Origin of the sequence: Mesorhizobium sophorae, from assembly GCF_002270415.1 — a bacterium.
GTDB classification, from domain to species: Bacteria; Pseudomonadota; Alphaproteobacteria; order Rhizobiales; family Rhizobiaceae; genus Mesorhizobium; species Mesorhizobium sophorae.
On the sequence record NZ_NNRI01000007.1, the window covers coordinates 59,401 to 75,937 of the forward strand.

At 59.3% G+C, this 16,537-nt stretch carries 12 protein-coding genes and 3 pseudogenes; 8 read left to right on the forward strand and 7 right to left on the reverse strand.

The window, feature by feature from the left end; genetic code table 11:
- Positions 1–10 precede the first annotated feature (10 nt).
- The 5 genes from nodC (at position 11) to CGZ66_RS41310 (ending at position 4,566) form a co-directional block, all read left to right on the forward strand.
- Positions 11–1,366 carry a chitooligosaccharide synthase NodC gene (gene nodC, locus CGZ66_RS04785; RefSeq protein WP_095082096.1) on the forward strand — a complete coding sequence of 452 codons (1,356 nt, stop codon included), beginning with the start codon at positions 11–13 and terminating at the stop codon, positions 1,364–1,366.
- 92 nt (positions 1,367–1,458) lie between these two features.
- Positions 1,459–2,373 carry a nodulation factor ABC transporter ATP-binding protein NodI gene (gene nodI, locus CGZ66_RS04790; protein ID WP_095082098.1) on the forward strand — a complete coding sequence of 305 codons (915 nt, stop codon included), beginning with the start codon at positions 1,459–1,461 and terminating at the stop codon, positions 2,371–2,373.
- A 3-nt stretch (positions 2,374–2,376) separates the two neighbouring features.
- A complete protein-coding gene (locus CGZ66_RS04795) occupies positions 2,377–3,165 on the forward strand; it encodes an ABC transporter permease (protein WP_095084248.1) in 789 nt (262 codons plus the stop codon).
- Positions 3,166–3,451: 286 nt separating this feature from the next.
- On the forward strand, positions 3,452–4,198 hold the full coding sequence (locus tag CGZ66_RS04800; protein ID WP_095082100.1) for a sulfotransferase domain-containing protein: 747 nt from the start codon (positions 3,452–3,454) through the stop codon (positions 4,196–4,198).
- Positions 4,199–4,434: 236 nt separating this feature from the next.
- The gene (locus CGZ66_RS41310; RefSeq protein WP_280952788.1) at positions 4,435–4,566 is read left to right on the forward strand and encodes a hypothetical protein; all 132 of its coding nucleotides are present in this window, start codon (positions 4,435–4,437) and stop codon (positions 4,564–4,566) included.
- Between the two features lie 70 nt (positions 4,567–4,636).
- Here the strand turns inward: CGZ66_RS41310 and hemN are convergent, their stop codons facing one another.
- The 3 genes and pseudogenes from hemN to CGZ66_RS40660 all read right to left on the reverse strand — a co-directional run.
- Complete coding sequence (hemN, locus tag CGZ66_RS04805) at positions 4,637–5,971, reverse strand: oxygen-independent coproporphyrinogen III oxidase (RefSeq protein ID WP_095082102.1); 1,335 nt, start codon at positions 5,969–5,971, stop codon at positions 4,637–4,639.
- A 179-nt stretch (positions 5,972–6,150) separates the two neighbouring features.
- Positions 6,151–6,484: pseudogene (locus tag CGZ66_RS40655) on the reverse strand (LLM class flavin-dependent oxidoreductase); the annotation flags it as partial.
- Between the two features lie 16 nt (positions 6,485–6,500).
- Positions 6,501–6,907 (reverse strand): annotated as a pseudogene (locus CGZ66_RS40660) (histidinol-phosphate aminotransferase); the annotation flags it as partial.
- Between the two features lie 1,091 nt (positions 6,908–7,998).
- On the opposite strand from CGZ66_RS40660, the gene CGZ66_RS04820 reads away from it, so the two are divergent.
- From CGZ66_RS04820 to CGZ66_RS04830, 3 genes and pseudogenes are all read left to right on the forward strand, one after another.
- Positions 7,999–9,366: a dicarboxylate/amino acid:cation symporter gene (locus CGZ66_RS04820; protein ID WP_245331020.1), complete on the forward strand. Its 1,368-nt coding sequence runs from the start codon at positions 7,999–8,001 to the stop codon at positions 9,364–9,366.
- 246 nt (positions 9,367–9,612) lie between these two features.
- Positions 9,613–10,644, forward strand: coding sequence for a LacI family DNA-binding transcriptional regulator (locus CGZ66_RS04825; protein ID WP_095084249.1), 1,032 nt, complete (start codon positions 9,613–9,615; stop codon positions 10,642–10,644).
- Positions 10,645–11,130: 486 nt separating this feature from the next.
- Positions 11,131–11,665: pseudogene (locus tag CGZ66_RS04830) on the forward strand (carbonic anhydrase family protein); the annotation flags it as partial.
- Between the two features lie 251 nt (positions 11,666–11,916).
- Here the strand turns inward: CGZ66_RS04830 and ccoS are convergent.
- From ccoS to ccoG, 4 genes are read right to left on the reverse strand one after another with little or no spacing between them, the layout of a single operon-like run.
- On the reverse strand, positions 11,917–12,072 hold the full coding sequence (gene ccoS / locus CGZ66_RS04835; protein ID WP_095082106.1) for a cbb3-type cytochrome oxidase assembly protein CcoS: 156 nt from the start codon (positions 12,070–12,072) through the stop codon (positions 11,917–11,919).
- Complete coding sequence (locus CGZ66_RS04840) at positions 12,069–14,360, reverse strand: cation-translocating P-type ATPase (protein WP_095082108.1); 2,292 nt, start codon at positions 14,358–14,360, stop codon at positions 12,069–12,071. Before CGZ66_RS04840 ends, ccoS begins: the two co-directional genes overlap by 4 nt.
- Positions 14,357–14,854, reverse strand: a complete 498-nt coding sequence (locus tag CGZ66_RS04845; protein WP_095082110.1) for a FixH family protein — start codon at positions 14,852–14,854, stop codon at positions 14,357–14,359. The genes CGZ66_RS04840 and CGZ66_RS04845 overlap by 4 nt, the downstream gene beginning before the upstream one ends.
- Complete coding sequence (gene ccoG, locus CGZ66_RS04850; protein ID WP_095082112.1) at positions 14,851–16,416, reverse strand: cytochrome c oxidase accessory protein CcoG; 1,566 nt, start codon at positions 16,414–16,416, stop codon at positions 14,851–14,853. Before ccoG ends, CGZ66_RS04845 begins: the two co-directional genes overlap by 4 nt.
- Between the last annotated feature and the right edge of the window lie 121 nt (positions 16,417–16,537).

Sequence of the window (16,537 nt, forward strand, 5' to 3'; positions counted from 1 at the left end):
ATGAGATCCTATGGACCTGCTAGCTCCAGTCAGTACCTTCGTCGTGTCTTTTTATGCGCTGTTCTCGGCCGCATATGAAGGCTTGCAGGCGGTTTATGCCCTGCGGACAAACGGTTCGTCAGCATCGGACGAACTGGTCGGCCCCGACCCTTGGCCGAGCGTAGATGTCATCGTACCCTGCTACAACGAGGACCCGCGCACGCTCTCGGCATGCCTAGCTTCCATCGCAAGCCAACAATACGCCGGAAAACTGCAAGTTTATGTGGTTGATGATGGTTCTACAAATTGCGACGCCGTCGTACCTGTACACGATACCTATGCGCGCGACCCGAGATTCAACTTCATTCTTCTTCCCAAAAATGTCGGAAAGCGCAAGGCCCAGATTGCGGCGATACGCCGCTCATCAGGAGACTTGGTGCTCAACATCGACTCGGACACGACAATCGCATCCGACGTCATCACCAAGCTTGCACGAAAGATGCGAAATCCAGTGATCGGGGCGGCCATGGGGCAGTTGACGGCCAGCAACCGGATGGACACTTGGTTGACCCGATTGATCGATATGGAGTATTGGCTGGCTTGCAACACGGAACGCGCCGCACAGGCTCGCTTCGGTGCGGTTATGTGTTGCTGCGGCCCATGTGCTATGTACCGCCGCTCCGCGCTCGTTTCCCTGTTGGATCAGTACGAGACGCAACTGTTTCGAGGGAAGCCGAGCGACTTCGGTGAGGATCGTCATCTAACGATCCTCATGTTGAAAGCAGGCTTTCAAACCGAATACGTTTCGGACGCCATCGCCGCAACAGTCGTTCCGGACAGGCTGGTGCCGTATTTGCGCCAACAACTCCGCTGGGCGCGGAGCACTTTTCGAGACACGCTGCTAGGGCTGCCCCTCCTGCCCAGCCTCAATGGCTACCTCACGTTAGACGTGGTCGGACAGAATCTAGGTCCGCTATTGCTCGCCGTTTCAGTACTAACAGGGATCGCGCAGCTCTCACTCACGGGCCAAATGCCGTGGTGGACGGTCCTGGTGATCGCATCGATGACATTGATTCGCTGCAGCGTGGCAGCGTTACGTGCACGTGAATTGCGATTTTTCGGCTTTGCTCTTCACACATTCATCCAAATCTTTCTGATAATTCCGGTGAAAATCTACGCGCTGTGTACGTTGAGCAATAGTGATTGGTTGTCACGCAAAATTGGCACTGTGCAAAACAGGAGAAACAGGCAATTCATCGTGCAAATCACGATTGCTGTATCAAAGACTACAGCACGTCTCGCAATTACTGGGTCAACTGACAGGGAAGATCCTTCGCAATGCTCTGCGGGGCTGGCGACGTGTGGCGGCATTTGCCGCGACGAGTAAGACTAGAAGCTCTGACCCCAGACGAGCCGAGCTTCTCATCGAGCATGCGGAGCTCACAGGCCGAATAGCTTTTCGAAGGCTGACGTAAGCGCATGTCTAAATTTGCAATGGAACTCACCGGGGTAAAGAAGTCGTACGGCGACAAAATCGTTGTCGACGGGCTGTCGTTCACCGTTGCACCGGGAGAGTGCTTCGGCCTTCTGGGACCGAATGGCGCGGGCAAAAGCACGATCGCGCGTATGGTCCTCGGCATGATATCGCCAGACGCGGGCAAGATCACGGTTCTTGGTGAACCTGTGCCGTCACGCGCTCGCTGGGCCCGCATGCGCGTCGGCGTGGTCCCTCAATTCGACAACCTTGATCTCGAGTTTACAGCGCGCGAGAACCTGCTGGTCTTCGGACGCTATTTTGGCAAGAGCGCTCGCGAGCTTGAAGCGGTGATCCCATCGCTCCTCGAGTTTGCCCGCCTTGAGAGCAAGGCGAATGCACGTGTGGCCGAGCTATCCGGCGGTATGAAGCGGCGCCTAACGCTGGCACGTGCGTTGATCAACGACCCGCAGCTGCTCGTATTGGATGAGCCGACCACCGGCTTGGACCCGCACGCGCGCCACCTGATCTGGGAGCGCCTGCGTATCCTGCTGGCGCGCGGCAAGACGATTATTTTAACGACCCACTTCATGGAGGAGGCTGAGCGGCTTTGCGATCGGTTGTGCGTACTCGAGCATGGACGCAATATCGCCGAGGGCAGCCCTCACGCCCTGATCGATAAGCATATCGGGTGCCATGTGATCGAGATCTTCGGTGGCAATCCGCGGGAGTTGAGTTCGCTGATCAGGCCTTACGTTCAGCACATCGAGATGAGCGGCGAAACACTCTATTGCTATGCGCCCGATCCGGAACAGGTGCGGGTGCAGCTACGCGAGCGCGCTGGTCTGCGGCTTCTGCAGCGTCCCCCTAATCTGGAGGACGTTTTCTTGCGGCTGACCGGGCGCGAGATGGAGAAGTGAATGATGGACGAAGGTTTTGCGGCGGCTCTACCCGCCAACGCGTGGAATTGGCTTGCCGTGTGGCGCCGCAATTATCTGGCATGGAAGAAGGTGGCATTTGCGTCAATTCTCGGCAACCTAGCCGATCCGATGATCTACTTTTTCGGACTAGGCTCTGGCCTCGGAATAATGGTCGGTCGCGTTGAAGGTACCTCGTACAGTGCTTTCCTGGCAGCCGGGATGATCGCGGCAAGCGCGATGACCGCTTCGACCTTCGAAACAATTTACGCGGCTTTCGCTCGCATGCGCGACCGGCGCATTTGGGAAGCGATCTTGTACACCCAGCTCACCCTCGGCGACATCATTCTCGGTGAGTTGGCGTGGGCAGCCACCAGGGCCTTCCTGGCCGGTACGGCAATTACAATTATTGCCGCCATGCTGGGCTATGCGGCTTGGCCGTCCGTGCTCTATACGCTGCCGGTCATCGCCCTCACTGGCCTAACCTTTGCGAGTTTGGCGATGGTCGTCACCGCCCTTGCGCCGAGCTACGACTATTTCGTGTTTTACCAGACGCTCGTGATCACGCCCATGCTGTTCCTGTCCGGCGCTGTCTTCCCAATCAACCAACTGCCTGGCGCCTTTCAGCAGGTAACACGCTTCTTGCCGCTGGCACATTCGATCGACCTCATTCGTCCGGCAATGCTCGGTCGCCCGGTTGTTGATGTCGGCGTGCATATCGGCGCTCTTTGCATTTACGCAGTAGTAGCATTCTTCTTGTCGTCTGCATTGCTTCGCCGACGTCTGCTGCGTTGATACTGCTTGCGACTTAAAGAAGGAGACACGGGTGCAGCATCGCTACAGCCTGGAGGTAAGCGTGCTCGGATTGGAAGAAGTGGCGCGAGCGGATATCGAAGGCCGAGGCGCCGGCGCAACTGACGCACAACACCACCAGCGAAGATGTCACCTGTTATAGAAGGTCCGGATGGAATCGGAGCAGGTGCTGAGCGCTACGGAGCAAAGCCACCCCCCAGTTTGAAGAGCCGGCGGTGCCAGGATTCTTTGCTGGATCCTTCGCAAATGTTAATCGGAAACGCACTCAATGACCCATCTCCGCACTTCTCCTGAGCCATTTGCAATCCTGGCGATGCCAAGGAGTGGCACGCACTACCTGGAAGAATTGCTAAACGAGCATCCGAATGTGTTAAGCAACGGTGAGTTGCTCAATACATATGATACGAATTGGCCCGATAAGGATCGCCTGCTACGCAGCGATCGCGAACTCCTGGAGCAGGCCTTCTTGCACTACCCGACGAGAAGCGACAAGAAGGTGACGCATGTTGGCTGCAAGATCAACGAACCTCAGTTTTACGAGCGTCCGGGCTTTTTTGGACAACTGGCCCGTTGGGAGGGCCTCAAGGTCATCCTTTTAATTCGCAGAAACACATTGGAATCGCTGAGATCGCTAGTGCAGGCAAGACAAACTCGCCAGTGGCTTAAGTTCAGTTCGGACAAGAATACCGCTCCACCGTCACCCGTGACATTGTCACTCGCCGCCTGTGAGGCCTACTTCAAAGCTGCCGATGATTTCCACGCTCGGGTCGTGAGCGCCTTCGGGTTAACTAACATGCTCGGAATCGAGTATGAGTGGCTTCTTCGCGATCCCGGCGCTTGCGTGGCAACTGTCTTGGATTTCCTTGGCGTTCCAGCGCTTCAGCTCCCTGGTAGCGGCGTCCTTGAGCGCCAAGAAACGCGCCCGTTGCACGAAACGGTATGGAATTTTGATGAGTTGCGGGCACACTTCGCACATGGTCCTTATGCGAAATTCTTTGAGCTCGGTGCCGCCTGACTGGCTCCTCGCAGCCACTGGCGCGCTTACTCCCAGCGTCACATTGCATGCTTGTTGACGTAGCATTCCTTTTGCGGGAAGAGGCGCTCCGCTCTATTGTGTCAGCGCTTCAAGGCATTTGTCGGCCCGGTCCCAGTCTGCTTGTAGTCACCTCGAGGTCCATGTCAGCGCGGTCGAAACAGTTGACCAAGACGACGCCGGCATCGATGTGACGGGTAAAGGCGTGGGCGTTCCCGATGTCGCGCATCCAGATGGATGCCGAGCGCGACGGTTTTGTCGCGAAGCAAGGCTTTCGTCCTGATCTTGACGCCAAATTCGGTCACTCCACCAGGACCGGCGTCGCCATGTTGCCCAAGGCTTTGTTGTGATTTACCGGAGCATTGCCGTTTAGCGGCGAGCGGTCATCCCTTTGGCCTCCCTCACGCTGCCTGGCTGGGCTTACGGGGCAACCCGGTCGAGAAAGACATCGAATGCGGCAGCAACAGCGCGAATCACAAAGCGATGCTCCTGCCGCACGCGGATGAAACCCTTTTCGATGTCCACTATCCCGTCCTCGGCCAGCATCGCCAAGCGTTCAGCTGAATCGAGAAAGCGGCTCGGATCAGATCTATGGGCGGCGCAGATTGCCGGCACATCGGCCTCGAGATCGCTCATCAGCCGCTCGATGATTGCGGCTCGCACGCGGTCTTCGTCGGTGAGGCGGTAGCCCTTTGACGTCGCCAGATGCCCAGCTGCGATGTGCCTGGTGTAGGAATCCCGTGTAACCTCGTTCTGGACGTACCCCTCGCCGACACGGCCGATAGCCGACGCGCCGAACCCGATCAGGGTTTTGCAGGTGTCGGCCGAATAGCCCAGCGAGTTACGCCGCAGGCGACCGGTTTTTTGTGCCAGCGCGAGTTCGTCGTCCGGCAAGGCGAAATGATCGAGCCCGATCTCTCGGTAGCCTGCGGCAACCAGCGTCTCGGCTACGGCCGCAGCATGTTCGGCGCGAGCAGCGCTGTCCGGCAGCGCTGCCTCGTCGATCAGGCGCTGATTCTTTATAAGGGACGGAATGTGCGCGTAGCCGAACACCGCAAGCCGGCTGGGGCGCATGGCGATCGCCGCCGTCGCGGTTTCGATGCAGGACCGCACCGTCTGATGCGGGAGGCCCAAGATGAGGTCGAAATTGATGCGGCTTACTCCATGTCGACGCAGCATTTCGACGGCAGCGGCCGTTTGCGCCTCACTCTGGACCCGGTTGATCTCTTTTTGAACAATGGGGTCGAAGGTCTGCACGCCGAGGCTCGCCCGGTTCACGCCGGCTGCTCCTAAGGCTTCGGCCATCTCGGCCGTGAACGTTCGTGGGTCGATCTCGACGGCGACCATAGCCGTTTTCCTCAACGCGAAACCGCGGCCCAGGAGTTCCATCATGGCCAAGAACTCCGCTGGCCCAATGAGGGTCGGCGTTCCACCGCCGAAATGCACGTCGCTCACGGGCAGCGGTTGCGGCACTTGCTCCAAGACCAACCGGATCTCGTCACGCAGCACCGCGAGATACTTGATGATCGGGGCATCCTGCCGGGTGATGGTGGTAGGGAAGCCGCAATACCAGCACAACGATCGGCAGAACGGAATGTGGAGATAGAGTGACACCGATTCCTCGGCCGGCAGGTCCCTCAGCCATTCCTTGTATGACTCGGCACCGACCGCCTCGGAGAACTCCGGCACAGTCGGATAGATGGTGTACCAAGGCAGGCGGGCCTTGTGATATTTTGTCAGGATCGAGGTCCGCAACGGTTTACCGTCCTATGCCGATAACTGTCATTCTTACCGCTGCGGCTCTCCTGTGTCTTTGCGCTAAGTCAAATCCGTTCCGCTTTCGCCGCGAAACCGGCGTTTCGGCAACCTGCAAGCTCGCGCAACCCAGGTAGAAGCTAATACCGGGAGCGACCAATCGGACAGCGAATTCATGGTCAGCCAACTCGTGTCGTAATTTCGGATTGAATCGTCATTGCGGTGTATAGGGAAGCATCTAGCGGCAGATTCCCAAATACCCGTTGACAAAGAAGCTAGTTGGAACCTGCCTCTTCCAACTGATCAAGCAGAGTCTTTCGCATAGACGGCCGATCCTACTACGCACAATTCACTCCCGATTGCTGCATCGAAGGTCAGCGGCAAGTTTGGCGGAGTCGCGATGGCATTAAGGTCGTGAACGAATCTAAAACTCCTGAGCCATCATTCGTAAGCAGGTGCGGCGAGCGAATACGCATCTGCTTCAGAACGCCCAATGACGACCATTCGGAGTAACAAGAAATGGCGCTTTAGCTTCGCTCGATCCAATTTCGAGAAATTGAGCACCTTGCATCATGTCAAGTTTGCAGTTGAACGAAAAAACTGGCGACATCCTCGCCACCCTATCGCCCGGGGGCAAGGAAAGCTCTATAAATGAGCCCGAGGAGTTCAGACGATCCGTTACCTGCGATCACCTGATCCTTGGAGACGCCGTAGGCATTGGAGGCCGCCTCCCTCAAGCTGATGTTGCCGTCTTCTGGATACAGTTATTGGCGTTCGATGGCTGCAACCGCACTTTCCATTATGCGTGCCGGCAATGGAAATGGGTTCTCATTTGTGTTTTAGTTTGACGCAACCTAAATCCGGTGCTGGTCCGTTGGACGGCAGAGCTTCTAATTGTCTCGTCACTTGCAAAAGGGACGGAAGAACACTTTGCAGTTTTGCATCGCCTTAACACCTTGGTCAGGGCCCGACCGCCGTGAGGTCGGTCGGGCTGTCCTCGATCGGATGGACTGTACGTCGCGGCCGATCGGGCCCTGGTCACGGTCAAGCGCGAGAAACGGCCTGACGTATCACGTCGCAGACATTGCCGTTCCAATTCCATCTGCCGGGAAATTTCTGATGGAATGCTATCATAGACGGCTGGTTTCCTTTCACAAATGAAAGAGAGTTCGATTGACTCTCCTCCCTCATTCCGGTCTCCTAAATCAACGGGTGGTTGTTGGGCGGCAGAAGCCAGACAGCCAAGAACGACGGCCGCGCGTCATGGAAGGAAGGTCTGCCCAGCGCCTCCGCGGTCCCCGGCACGCGCTGACGGCCGAGCGCATACGCCTATTGAAGTAATGGCGGAACAGGTTATCGCTGCCGACGAGACTGGTGGGCTCACTGGCGTTGCTTGCGGCAACCGCCATTCCCCTCGTCATTGATGACGGAGAAGATACAGCAGGCGGTTTCGCGTGCGACGGCACGAAGTCGTCGAGCGCGGCGTCCTTGGGAGCGCGACGACTGCGAAGCCTCTTTTGAACCGCACCATCGCGGGTCGGGAACCAGCGGTCTCTGCTTCTCGACGTCCTATTTCAAAGTGTCGATTGCAGCGCGAGCGCGGCAAGGACACGGTCGCGTAAGGAATACGCCCTTTGCTGGTGCCAACGATGCGGCTCGTCGCAAAGACGACAAAAGCGAGGGGCGAGCAAAACCGCAAGCCCAAGAGGTCGACCGACGGCCGATCTGCCAGGGAACAAAAAGACCTGCTTGAAGGCGCGCCCTTATCAATCTTATGCATTCTTCAGACCGACCGTTGGCGAATCTTCGTGCGAGATTCCGCTAGGGGTGAAGGCAGACAGTGCGATTATCCGCACAAGGCCGCTTGCGCGGCGTGACAAAAGCTCGGGAGAGGACGTTGTGACACAGGTCTTCCATTTGGCACGGCACTTGCGGCGAGATGGCAGCAGCGTTCGACCGGCGCCGCGATGGGAGAAGCCTGTGAAGGGCATGAACAGCCCGCCCCAATCCGGTCAGGGAGAGAAACAGTGTCAGCCCCACAAGTCCCCAGCGCGAGTCCCGCGCCCCGCAAACCCTTCTATGCCAGGCTTTACGCGCAGGTGCTTGCTGCCATCATCCTCGGCGTCGCAATTGGCCATTTCTATCCGGAACTCGGCGAGAGCCTGAAGCCGCTCGGCGATGCCTTCATCAAGCTCGTCAAGATGATCATCGCCCCTGTCATCTTCCTGACAATTGCGACCGGCATCGCCGGCATGAACGATCTCCAGCAGGTCGGCCGCGTTGTCGGCAAGGCGATGGTCTATTTCCTCACCTTTTCGACGCTCGCATTGATCGTCGGCCTTATCGTCGCCAATGTCGTTCAGCCTGGCGCCGGCCTCAACATCGATCCGGCCTCGCTCGATGTCCAGGCCGTGAATACCTATACCGCAAAAGCCCACGAGCAGTCCGTGACCGACTTCCTGATGAATATCATCCCGTCAACGATCGTCGGTGCCTTCACGGACGGCGACATCCTGCAGGTCCTGTTCTTCTCGGTTCTGTTCGGCATTGCTCTGGCGATGGCCGGAGAGACGGCCACGCCGGTCACTTGCTTTTTCCAGGCGCTGATCGCGCCCGTCTTCAAGCTGGTCGGCATTCTGATGAAGGCTGCGCCGATCGGCGCTTTCGGCGCCATGGCCTTCACGGTCGGCAAATATGGCGTCGGTTCGGTCGTGAACCTGGCGATGCTGGTCGGGACGTTCTATTTCACCGCCTTCCTCTTCGTGTTCGGGGTTCTCGGCGCGGTCTGCCGTTACAACGGCTTTTCGATCTTTTCTCTCATCCGCTACATCAAGGAAGAGCTGCTGCTTGTCCTGGGAACATCCTCCTCGGAGGCCGCGCTGCCCTCGCTCATTGAAAAGATGGAAAAGGCTGGCGCCAAGCGCTCCGTGGTTGGTCTGGTCATCCCGGCCGGATATTCCTTCAATCTGGACGGCACCAACATCTACATGACGCTTGCGGCCCTTTTCATCGCGCAGGCGACGAATACGGATCTCTCGATCGGCGATCAGGTCCTCCTGCTGCTCGTCGCGATGCTCTCCTCGAAGGGTGCTGCAGGTGTCACCGGCGCGGGCTTCATCACGCTAGCCGCTACGCTCTCCGTAGTACCGAGTGTTCCCGTTGCCGGCATGGCTCTGATCCTTGGCGTCGACCGCTTCATGTCCGAATGCCGGGCGCTCACGAATTTCGTCGGTAACGCAGTGGCATCGCTCGTCGTGGCCCGCTGGGAAGGCGAATTGGACCAAGTGCAGTTGCAAGCCGCCTTCCGCGGTCACCAGATTGTCGAGACATTAAACCGGCCAACCGATCAAACGCCCATCGACCTGTTAGGTCGTCGCACTCGTCACAAGAAATAAACATCGAACCGCAGGCTCCAAACGGCGCTTCGCGAGCTCATGGAATCAGAGCGCTAATGCGGTGAGCGCAAAATTATGAGTGCCACAAGCAAACGAATCGTATGTTGATAGGCGCCCGGCTACGCTTGCAGTCCTGTTTGTCGATCACGGAGCATGCGCACGCCTTCATTTTTGCCGCCCGTGATCGTGGCCGAGGCGCGCTGGTCGATAGAGAGCCAACGGCATAAAACAAATCAGAATTGGAACATGGCCAAGCGTCCCACAATTGCCGATCTTGCCCGCGAAGCCGGGGTCAGCGTCGCAACAGTCGATCGGGTGCTGAACGCCCGCCATCCCGTGCGAGAGGAAACCGCGCGGCGGGTCCACGAGGCCGCCCGCGCCATCGGCTATCATGCTGCCGGTCTCATCAAGCAACGCCTGCAGCGGGACTTGCCGCACTATCGGCTGGGCTTCATCTTGAGAAAACCCGCCCAGAAATTCTACCAAGACCTCGCGCGCGAGCTCGAAGCCTCGGTCAGCACGGCCCAGTCCTTCCATGGTATTCCGCTCATCGAATTCGCGCCGTCACATGTGCCGGGCGACCTGGTCGCGCTCCTCAAGGATTTGGGCGCACGCTGCCACGCCATCGCCATGGTGGCGCCGGACCACCCGAAGATTACGGCTGCGGTCGAGGAGCTCAAGGCAAAAGGCATTCCGGTTTTCTCACTGCTTTCCGATTTCGCCACCGGCGTGCGCCAGGGCTATATCGGCCTCAACAACCGTAAGGTGGGGCGGACGGCCGCTTGGATGTTTTCCCGGGTCGCAAAACGGCCCGGTAAGGTGGCGGTGTTTGTCGGCAGCCATCGTTTCCAGGGGCACGAGCTCCGCGATGTTGGCTTTCGCTCCTATTTCCGTGAGAACGCGCCGACATTCGAGGTGCTCGATACGTTCATGAACCTCGAGAAACGGCAGATCACCTACGAAGCAACGCTGGATCTCATGCAGAGGGAACCTGAACTCGCCGGCTTCTATCTGGCCGGCGGGGGCATGGAGGGCGCCATCTCCGCGCTTCGTGAAGAGGGCCAAGGTCAGGATCTCGTGGCGATCGTGAATGAAATCACGCCGGAGTCACGGGCGGCGCTCGCAGATAACATCATCACGATGGCGGTCGCCACGCCACTTAGCCGGCTTTGCCAGGAGCTGATGACATTGGTAGTCCGGGCCATCGAGACCGGCACCGCGGAGACACCGGGGCAGACATTTCTGCCGTTCGACATCTATCTGCGGGAAAATATATGACCTGATGGAATTCTATCATCTGAGCTTCCTTTCACAAATGAAAGAAAGGTCGATTGACTATCCTCATTGCGGTCTCGTGAACCAACGGGCGGTTGGGGCGCGGCACAAGCCCAGACAGCCGACAACGGCGGCCGCGCGTTATGGAAAGGAAGGCCGAGCCATGCGCCAGGCATCGCCCTGCCCTGCACCCGATCACATGGCGGCGCATTTTTCACACAGCAGATTCTCGAAATCTCGCGGATGTGGTCTGGACAAAGTGTGCCGCTGCGTAAAGTCCGTTGCAAGTTCGATATCACGCCGGATCGCGTGATCGCCGAGGTGAACGCCTTAATGGATCATTGTAAAAAGGTCCGGGACAAACTTATCGTCGCCAGCGCTCACGACAATCACGATAGCCCAGTTCTGGGTCGCTGATGCATGTGTCAAACTCGCAACCTCGCAGCCTCAATTAGAAAAACACCAGTTCGCACCAAGGAGCGAAAGCATATGGACCGTCGTAGTCTGATCAAAGGGTTCGGCGCATGCCCGATTTGCGCTCAGGCCGCGGATGCGGCGAGCACCCATTGGGGATATGCTGGCCCGGTCGGACCCGAGTACTGGGCCGATCTGGATATGAAAAATTTCGTCTGCTCGGCGGGCACGCAGCAATCACCGATCGATATCAACAGCGCGGTCAAGGCGGATATTCCGCACATCTCTATTGGTTGGCACAAGGGCGGCGGCAAGATGGTGAGGCGCGACAAATGCCGGCTTTGCCGGCCTTGCCGAAGCTTTTCCCATGCGGCTAGGCGAGGAGATGGCGGTCGACGAGGTCGATCCCAACGGGCTTCTGCCGGCCTCGCTTGGCTACTGGACCTATGAGGGATCATTGACGACGACCCCCTGCACCGAAAACGTCGAGTGGATGGTGGCGATGGAACCGGTCCAGGTCGGCGCTGCAGATATCAAGCGATTTACCTCACTCTACCCGTCGAATGCGCGGCCGATCCATTCACCCAATCGGCGCTTTATCCTGGGCCTCTACCCCATGACTCTTGGTATAAGGTGGCCCGCGACGGTTCCGAACCGTCCGGCGGCAAGCCCGCAGCGTCCGCGGCGACGCTGGTCGGCAGAAGCTACGGCACGGTTTGAAGTAGCCGGGTGCGGACGTGTTGGCGAGCGCGCGAGAGGCTGGTCTGGCGGCCTCACTGTTGGACTGGCGGCCCAAGATGATCAAGCGCGATGCGTCACGACATCCGAGCGGGCGATGATGCCGATAGCTGTTGCCATCAATCAGCGTTCCGGCTTGTCGTCCCGTTCGATGAGAATCCGCTCGGCAGCTCCATCAAGATCCTCGTATTGGCCACTCCTCAGAGCCCAAAGAAAGCCAGAGAGCCCAAGCGCTCCGAGGAACAGAGCCACGGGTATGAGGTAGACGAGCGTCGTCATGACATTCGTGCCCATTCGCCGATGCGGGAGCGTCTGTTGTGCGGAGCAATTCTGGCCGGAGCGTTCGACGCAAATCCTTGCAAGCGCAACGCATTTCCGATGACCAGGAGCGACGAGGCGGACATCGCGACCGCCGCGATCAGCGGCGTGACATTTCCCAGAATGGCGATCGGCACCGCGACGGTGTTGTAGACGATCGCTATGGCGATGTTCTGGCGGATCAGCTGACCTGCCTTCCTGGAAATATCCAGCGCGAGGGGTACTGCCAGAAGGCTATCGCGCAAGAAGACAAAATCCGCCGCGTTGCGGCCAATGTCGGCGGCGGTCGCCGGAGCAATCGAGACATGCGCCGCGCCCAGCGCAGGCGTATCGTTAAGCCCGTCGCCGACCATCAGAACCTTATGTCCGCCTTTCGCCAGCGTCTCGATCCGTTCGACCTTGCCGGAGGGAAGCATCGCGGGAACGAAACGATCGACACCCAATGTTTCGGCCACCTCGCCGCAGGCCCTTGCCGTATCGCCCGACAGCATTTCCACCGACAGGCCGGTATCTTTCAGTTGCTTAACGGCTGCGCTGGCATCGGGGCGCAGCGCATCCTCGAAAGCAAAGGATGCGGTGATGATCCCATTCTTCGAGAGGACTGTCGCACCGAACCCGCCTAATTTGCCTTCGCCGCCGGTTCGGGCTTTCCATCCAGCCCATCCGCGCCGGCCAAGACGCCAAGTGTTTCCGGCGGCGCTGGCTTCGATCCCGAAGCCCGGATATTCGCTGACGGATTCGAGCTTGGGCTGGCCGGAAAACCCCGCAAAGCCGGCCATCGCCCTTGAAAACGGATGGCGGGAATGCGCGGCCATGTCGGCTGCGATCGCCAGCATCGTTGGATCGATGGACGATGCATTGACGAGCCGCGGCTGGCCGAGCGTGAGTGTCCCCGTCTTGTCGAATACCGCTGCGTCGATCGTCGCCAGGCGCTCCATGGCCGAACCATCCTTGACCATCACGCCGTTCTCGAACAGACGCCGCGCCGCAACGACCTCCACGATCGGCACTGCGAGCCCGAGAGCGCATGGGCAAGTGATGATGAGAACGGCGATGGCAATCGTGATCGCCCGGTGCCAGTCGCCAGTGGCCAGCATCCAGCCGATGAAGGTCACAAGGGCCGTCAGATGGACGACCGGCGCGTACAGCGCCGAGACGCGATCGGCGATGCGGCGGTACCGTGCGCGGCCACCCTCGGCGGCTTCCATCAGCCGAACCATCTCCGCCAGGAAGGAATCCTTCGCAGCAGCGGTCGCCTCGATCGTAAGTGGACCAGTAAGATTAAGGGTTCCCGCCTGAACCACACCGCCCGGTGCCACTGTGTTTGGCGTGCTCTCGCCGGAGACCAGCGAGCAGTCGAGATCCGATGTCCCGTAGATGATGGTGCCATCAACCGGAATCCTTTCGCCGGCCGCGATCAGCATTTTCATGCCGGGTTCGATCTCGCCGACCGGCAGGTAGTCGCGCGTGCCGTCGTCGCCCAGCACCATAGCCCCGCGCGCGGCCAGCCGCGACAGGCCTTTGACGGCGGTCCGGGCCCGCTCGCGCATCACGTGGTCCAGGGTGCGGCCGATCAGGAGGAAGAACAGCAGTGAGACAGAAGCGTCGAAATAGGCATGGTCGCCATGGTTGATCGTCTCGTAGAGGCTCATGGCATAGGCGAGCGACACACCGACGGCGATCGGCACGTCCATGTTCATCCGGCCATGGCGAAGCGCGTTCCAGGCCGAGCGGAAGTAGATGCCGCCGGCAAAAGCCAAAGCAGGGATGGCAATCAGCGCCGAGACCCAATGGAACAGGTCGCGCGTGGCACCTTCGGCGCCGGACCAGACCGACACTGAAAGCAGCATGATGTTGCCCGCGGCAAATCCAGCGACCGCGACGGCGCGGATCAGTTCAGAGAGCGTCTTGTCCTTCTCTTCGACCTCTGGATCGAACAAATGCGCCTGGTAGCCAAGCCGGCCAAGGGTGGCTACGAATGGCGGGACCTCTTCTCCATGCCAGCGGATCGAAACCCGTTTCGTCGACAGGTTGACGCGAGCAGCATCGACATTGTCGAGCTTGCCGATCGCCGTCTCGATCGACTGTATGCAGGCGCCGCAATGTACCATTGGCACCGACAGGTCGATCTGGCGGAGCTCTCCGCCGAGGGAGCGGCTTGCCAATTTTATTTCCTGGCTCGAGGGCAGGACGGATGTCACACCGTCCAGGTCCAATGCCATTTCGGCATCCGGTGCGCAGCAGTTCATTGAATCGCCCCTTTGGAAATGATAATGCGGCGAACGTCGCGATAGGGTTCGGCGAGGCCGGCATCGGCATCGATTTGAACGATCCAGACGCCGTCCTTTGGCGTGTGTCGTGTGCTGAATTCCTGGTCCCGGCCTGACGCCAGGGTGATGGCCTTGTCCTCGGCCTCGTAGGCAGGATGGCGAAACAGAACCTTGACGCCATTCATTAGAACAGACTTGCCGGCAGCGTCGCTCAACGAGTAGCGCACATTGCCCGATGCGATCGTCAGCTTGCCGGTCCAGCCCAACGCCGCTTGCGCGCGCCCTTCCTTGGCCTTCTCGTTGAACTGCTGGCTGGCCACATAGGTGTTTTCCACGACCAGGCCTGTCCAGCTCGTGCTGGCGAGCGTTGCCATGGTGAGGTTGACGCCGATGACCACGCCGAAGAAGCCGAGGATGGTGAGCAGCATGTGCCTGCCGGTGAACTCGCGGGATTTCTGCGATTGGGCACTCATCTGGCAGTCTCCGGTGCATTGAACGTGGCGGTGTATTCGGCGGACTCGAGGCCTGCCTTGTCCTCTATCCGGAATTTGAAGCTCCGCGCGGTGCCCTCGACCTGGCCCGCCGGCTGGCGCACGAAGACCTTGAGCACCTTCAACCGATCGGGCTCGACAAGCGTCTCGAATGACCGTGCCGGAGGAAGCTCGATGCCGACCGCGCTCATCTCGGCGCCCGGCAAGCCTTGCAAGGTGACGACGATCGCCCTCGGTTCGGGGATCATGTTCAGCAGCTTGACGGTGTAGCCGTTGCGGATAGAGCCGTCGGAGAGCGAGACGAATTGCGGGTTGCGATCATGCAAGACATTCAACTCGAGCCTCTCGCGTGTGAGCAGCGAAATGAGCAGCGCCAGTCCGACCGCCGACCATGCGCCGAGGTAGATGAAGGTGCGCAGACGGAAGATGTTGCGAAGTTGGAAGTGTGCCAGGCCGTCGGAAAATGCGCCTGTGACAGTCCGGACGAGTGCCGGGTTCACCGGGACGGTGCCGCCGGCAGTCGCAAGCGCCATGTTGGCATTGTAGTCCGAAAGCCTCGCATAGGAGATCAGCCCGCGTTCCCTGCCAAGCTTGTCCATGATGCCGTCGCAGGCGTCGATGCAAAGCGCACAGGTTATGCATTCGAGCTGCTGGCCGTCGCGAATGTCGACGCCCATCGGGCAAACGGCGACGCAGGCATTGCAGTCGACGCAATCGCCGACCGGCTGCCCGGCGGCAATAGCCTTCTTGGCATGACGCGAGCGCGGTTCGCCGCGCCAGTCATTGTAGGTGACGGTTAGCGAATTCTCATCCAGCATCGCCGCCTGAATGCGCGGCCACGGGCACATATAGGTGCAGACCTGCTCGCGCATCAGTCCGCCGAACGTGTAGGTGGTCGCCATTAGTACGGCGATGGTCACATAGGCCACAGGAGCGGCGGTGCCTTCTACGACGTCCAAAGCCAGCGTCGGGGCATCGGCGAAATAGAAAATCCAGGCGCCACCCGTTGCAACCGCGATGACCAGCCAGATAGCGTGCTTGGAGACCCGCAACACCAGCTTGCGCATTGTCCATGGCCCTGCATCGAGCTTCATGCGGGCGTTGCGATCGCCTTCGATCGCTCGCTCCACCACCAGGAACAGGTCGACCCAAACGGTCTGCGGGCAGGTATAGCCGCACCAGGCCCGGCCAACCGTCGATGTGATCAGGAAGAGACCGATTCCGGCCATCATCAGAAGGCCGGCGACATAATAGAATTCCTGCGGCCATATCTCGACGAAGAAGAAGTAGAATCGCCGATGGGCGAGATCGAGCAGCACGGCCTGATCCGGGGCGTATGACCCGCGGTCCCATCGAAGCCAGGGTGTCAGGTAGTAGATGCCCAGCGTAATCGCCATCACCAGCCACTTGAAGCGGCGAAAGTTGCCGGAGGCGCGTTTCGGGAAGATCTTCTTGCGCGCGGCATAGAGCGGCTGCCGCGTCTTGGCGGAATTGACCGCCTCGGCTGCGTGGGGCGCTACCTGCGTTTTCTTTAGCACGGGCATCTCCTCGCGCGCCGCCGATGGTATTGGCGTGCAACCGCACTCGTCTGCTTTGGGTAACGTCCAAGATGCTGAGCTAAGCATGTTTTGCCGCATCGACACGGAGCGCCCCATTAATCAGAAC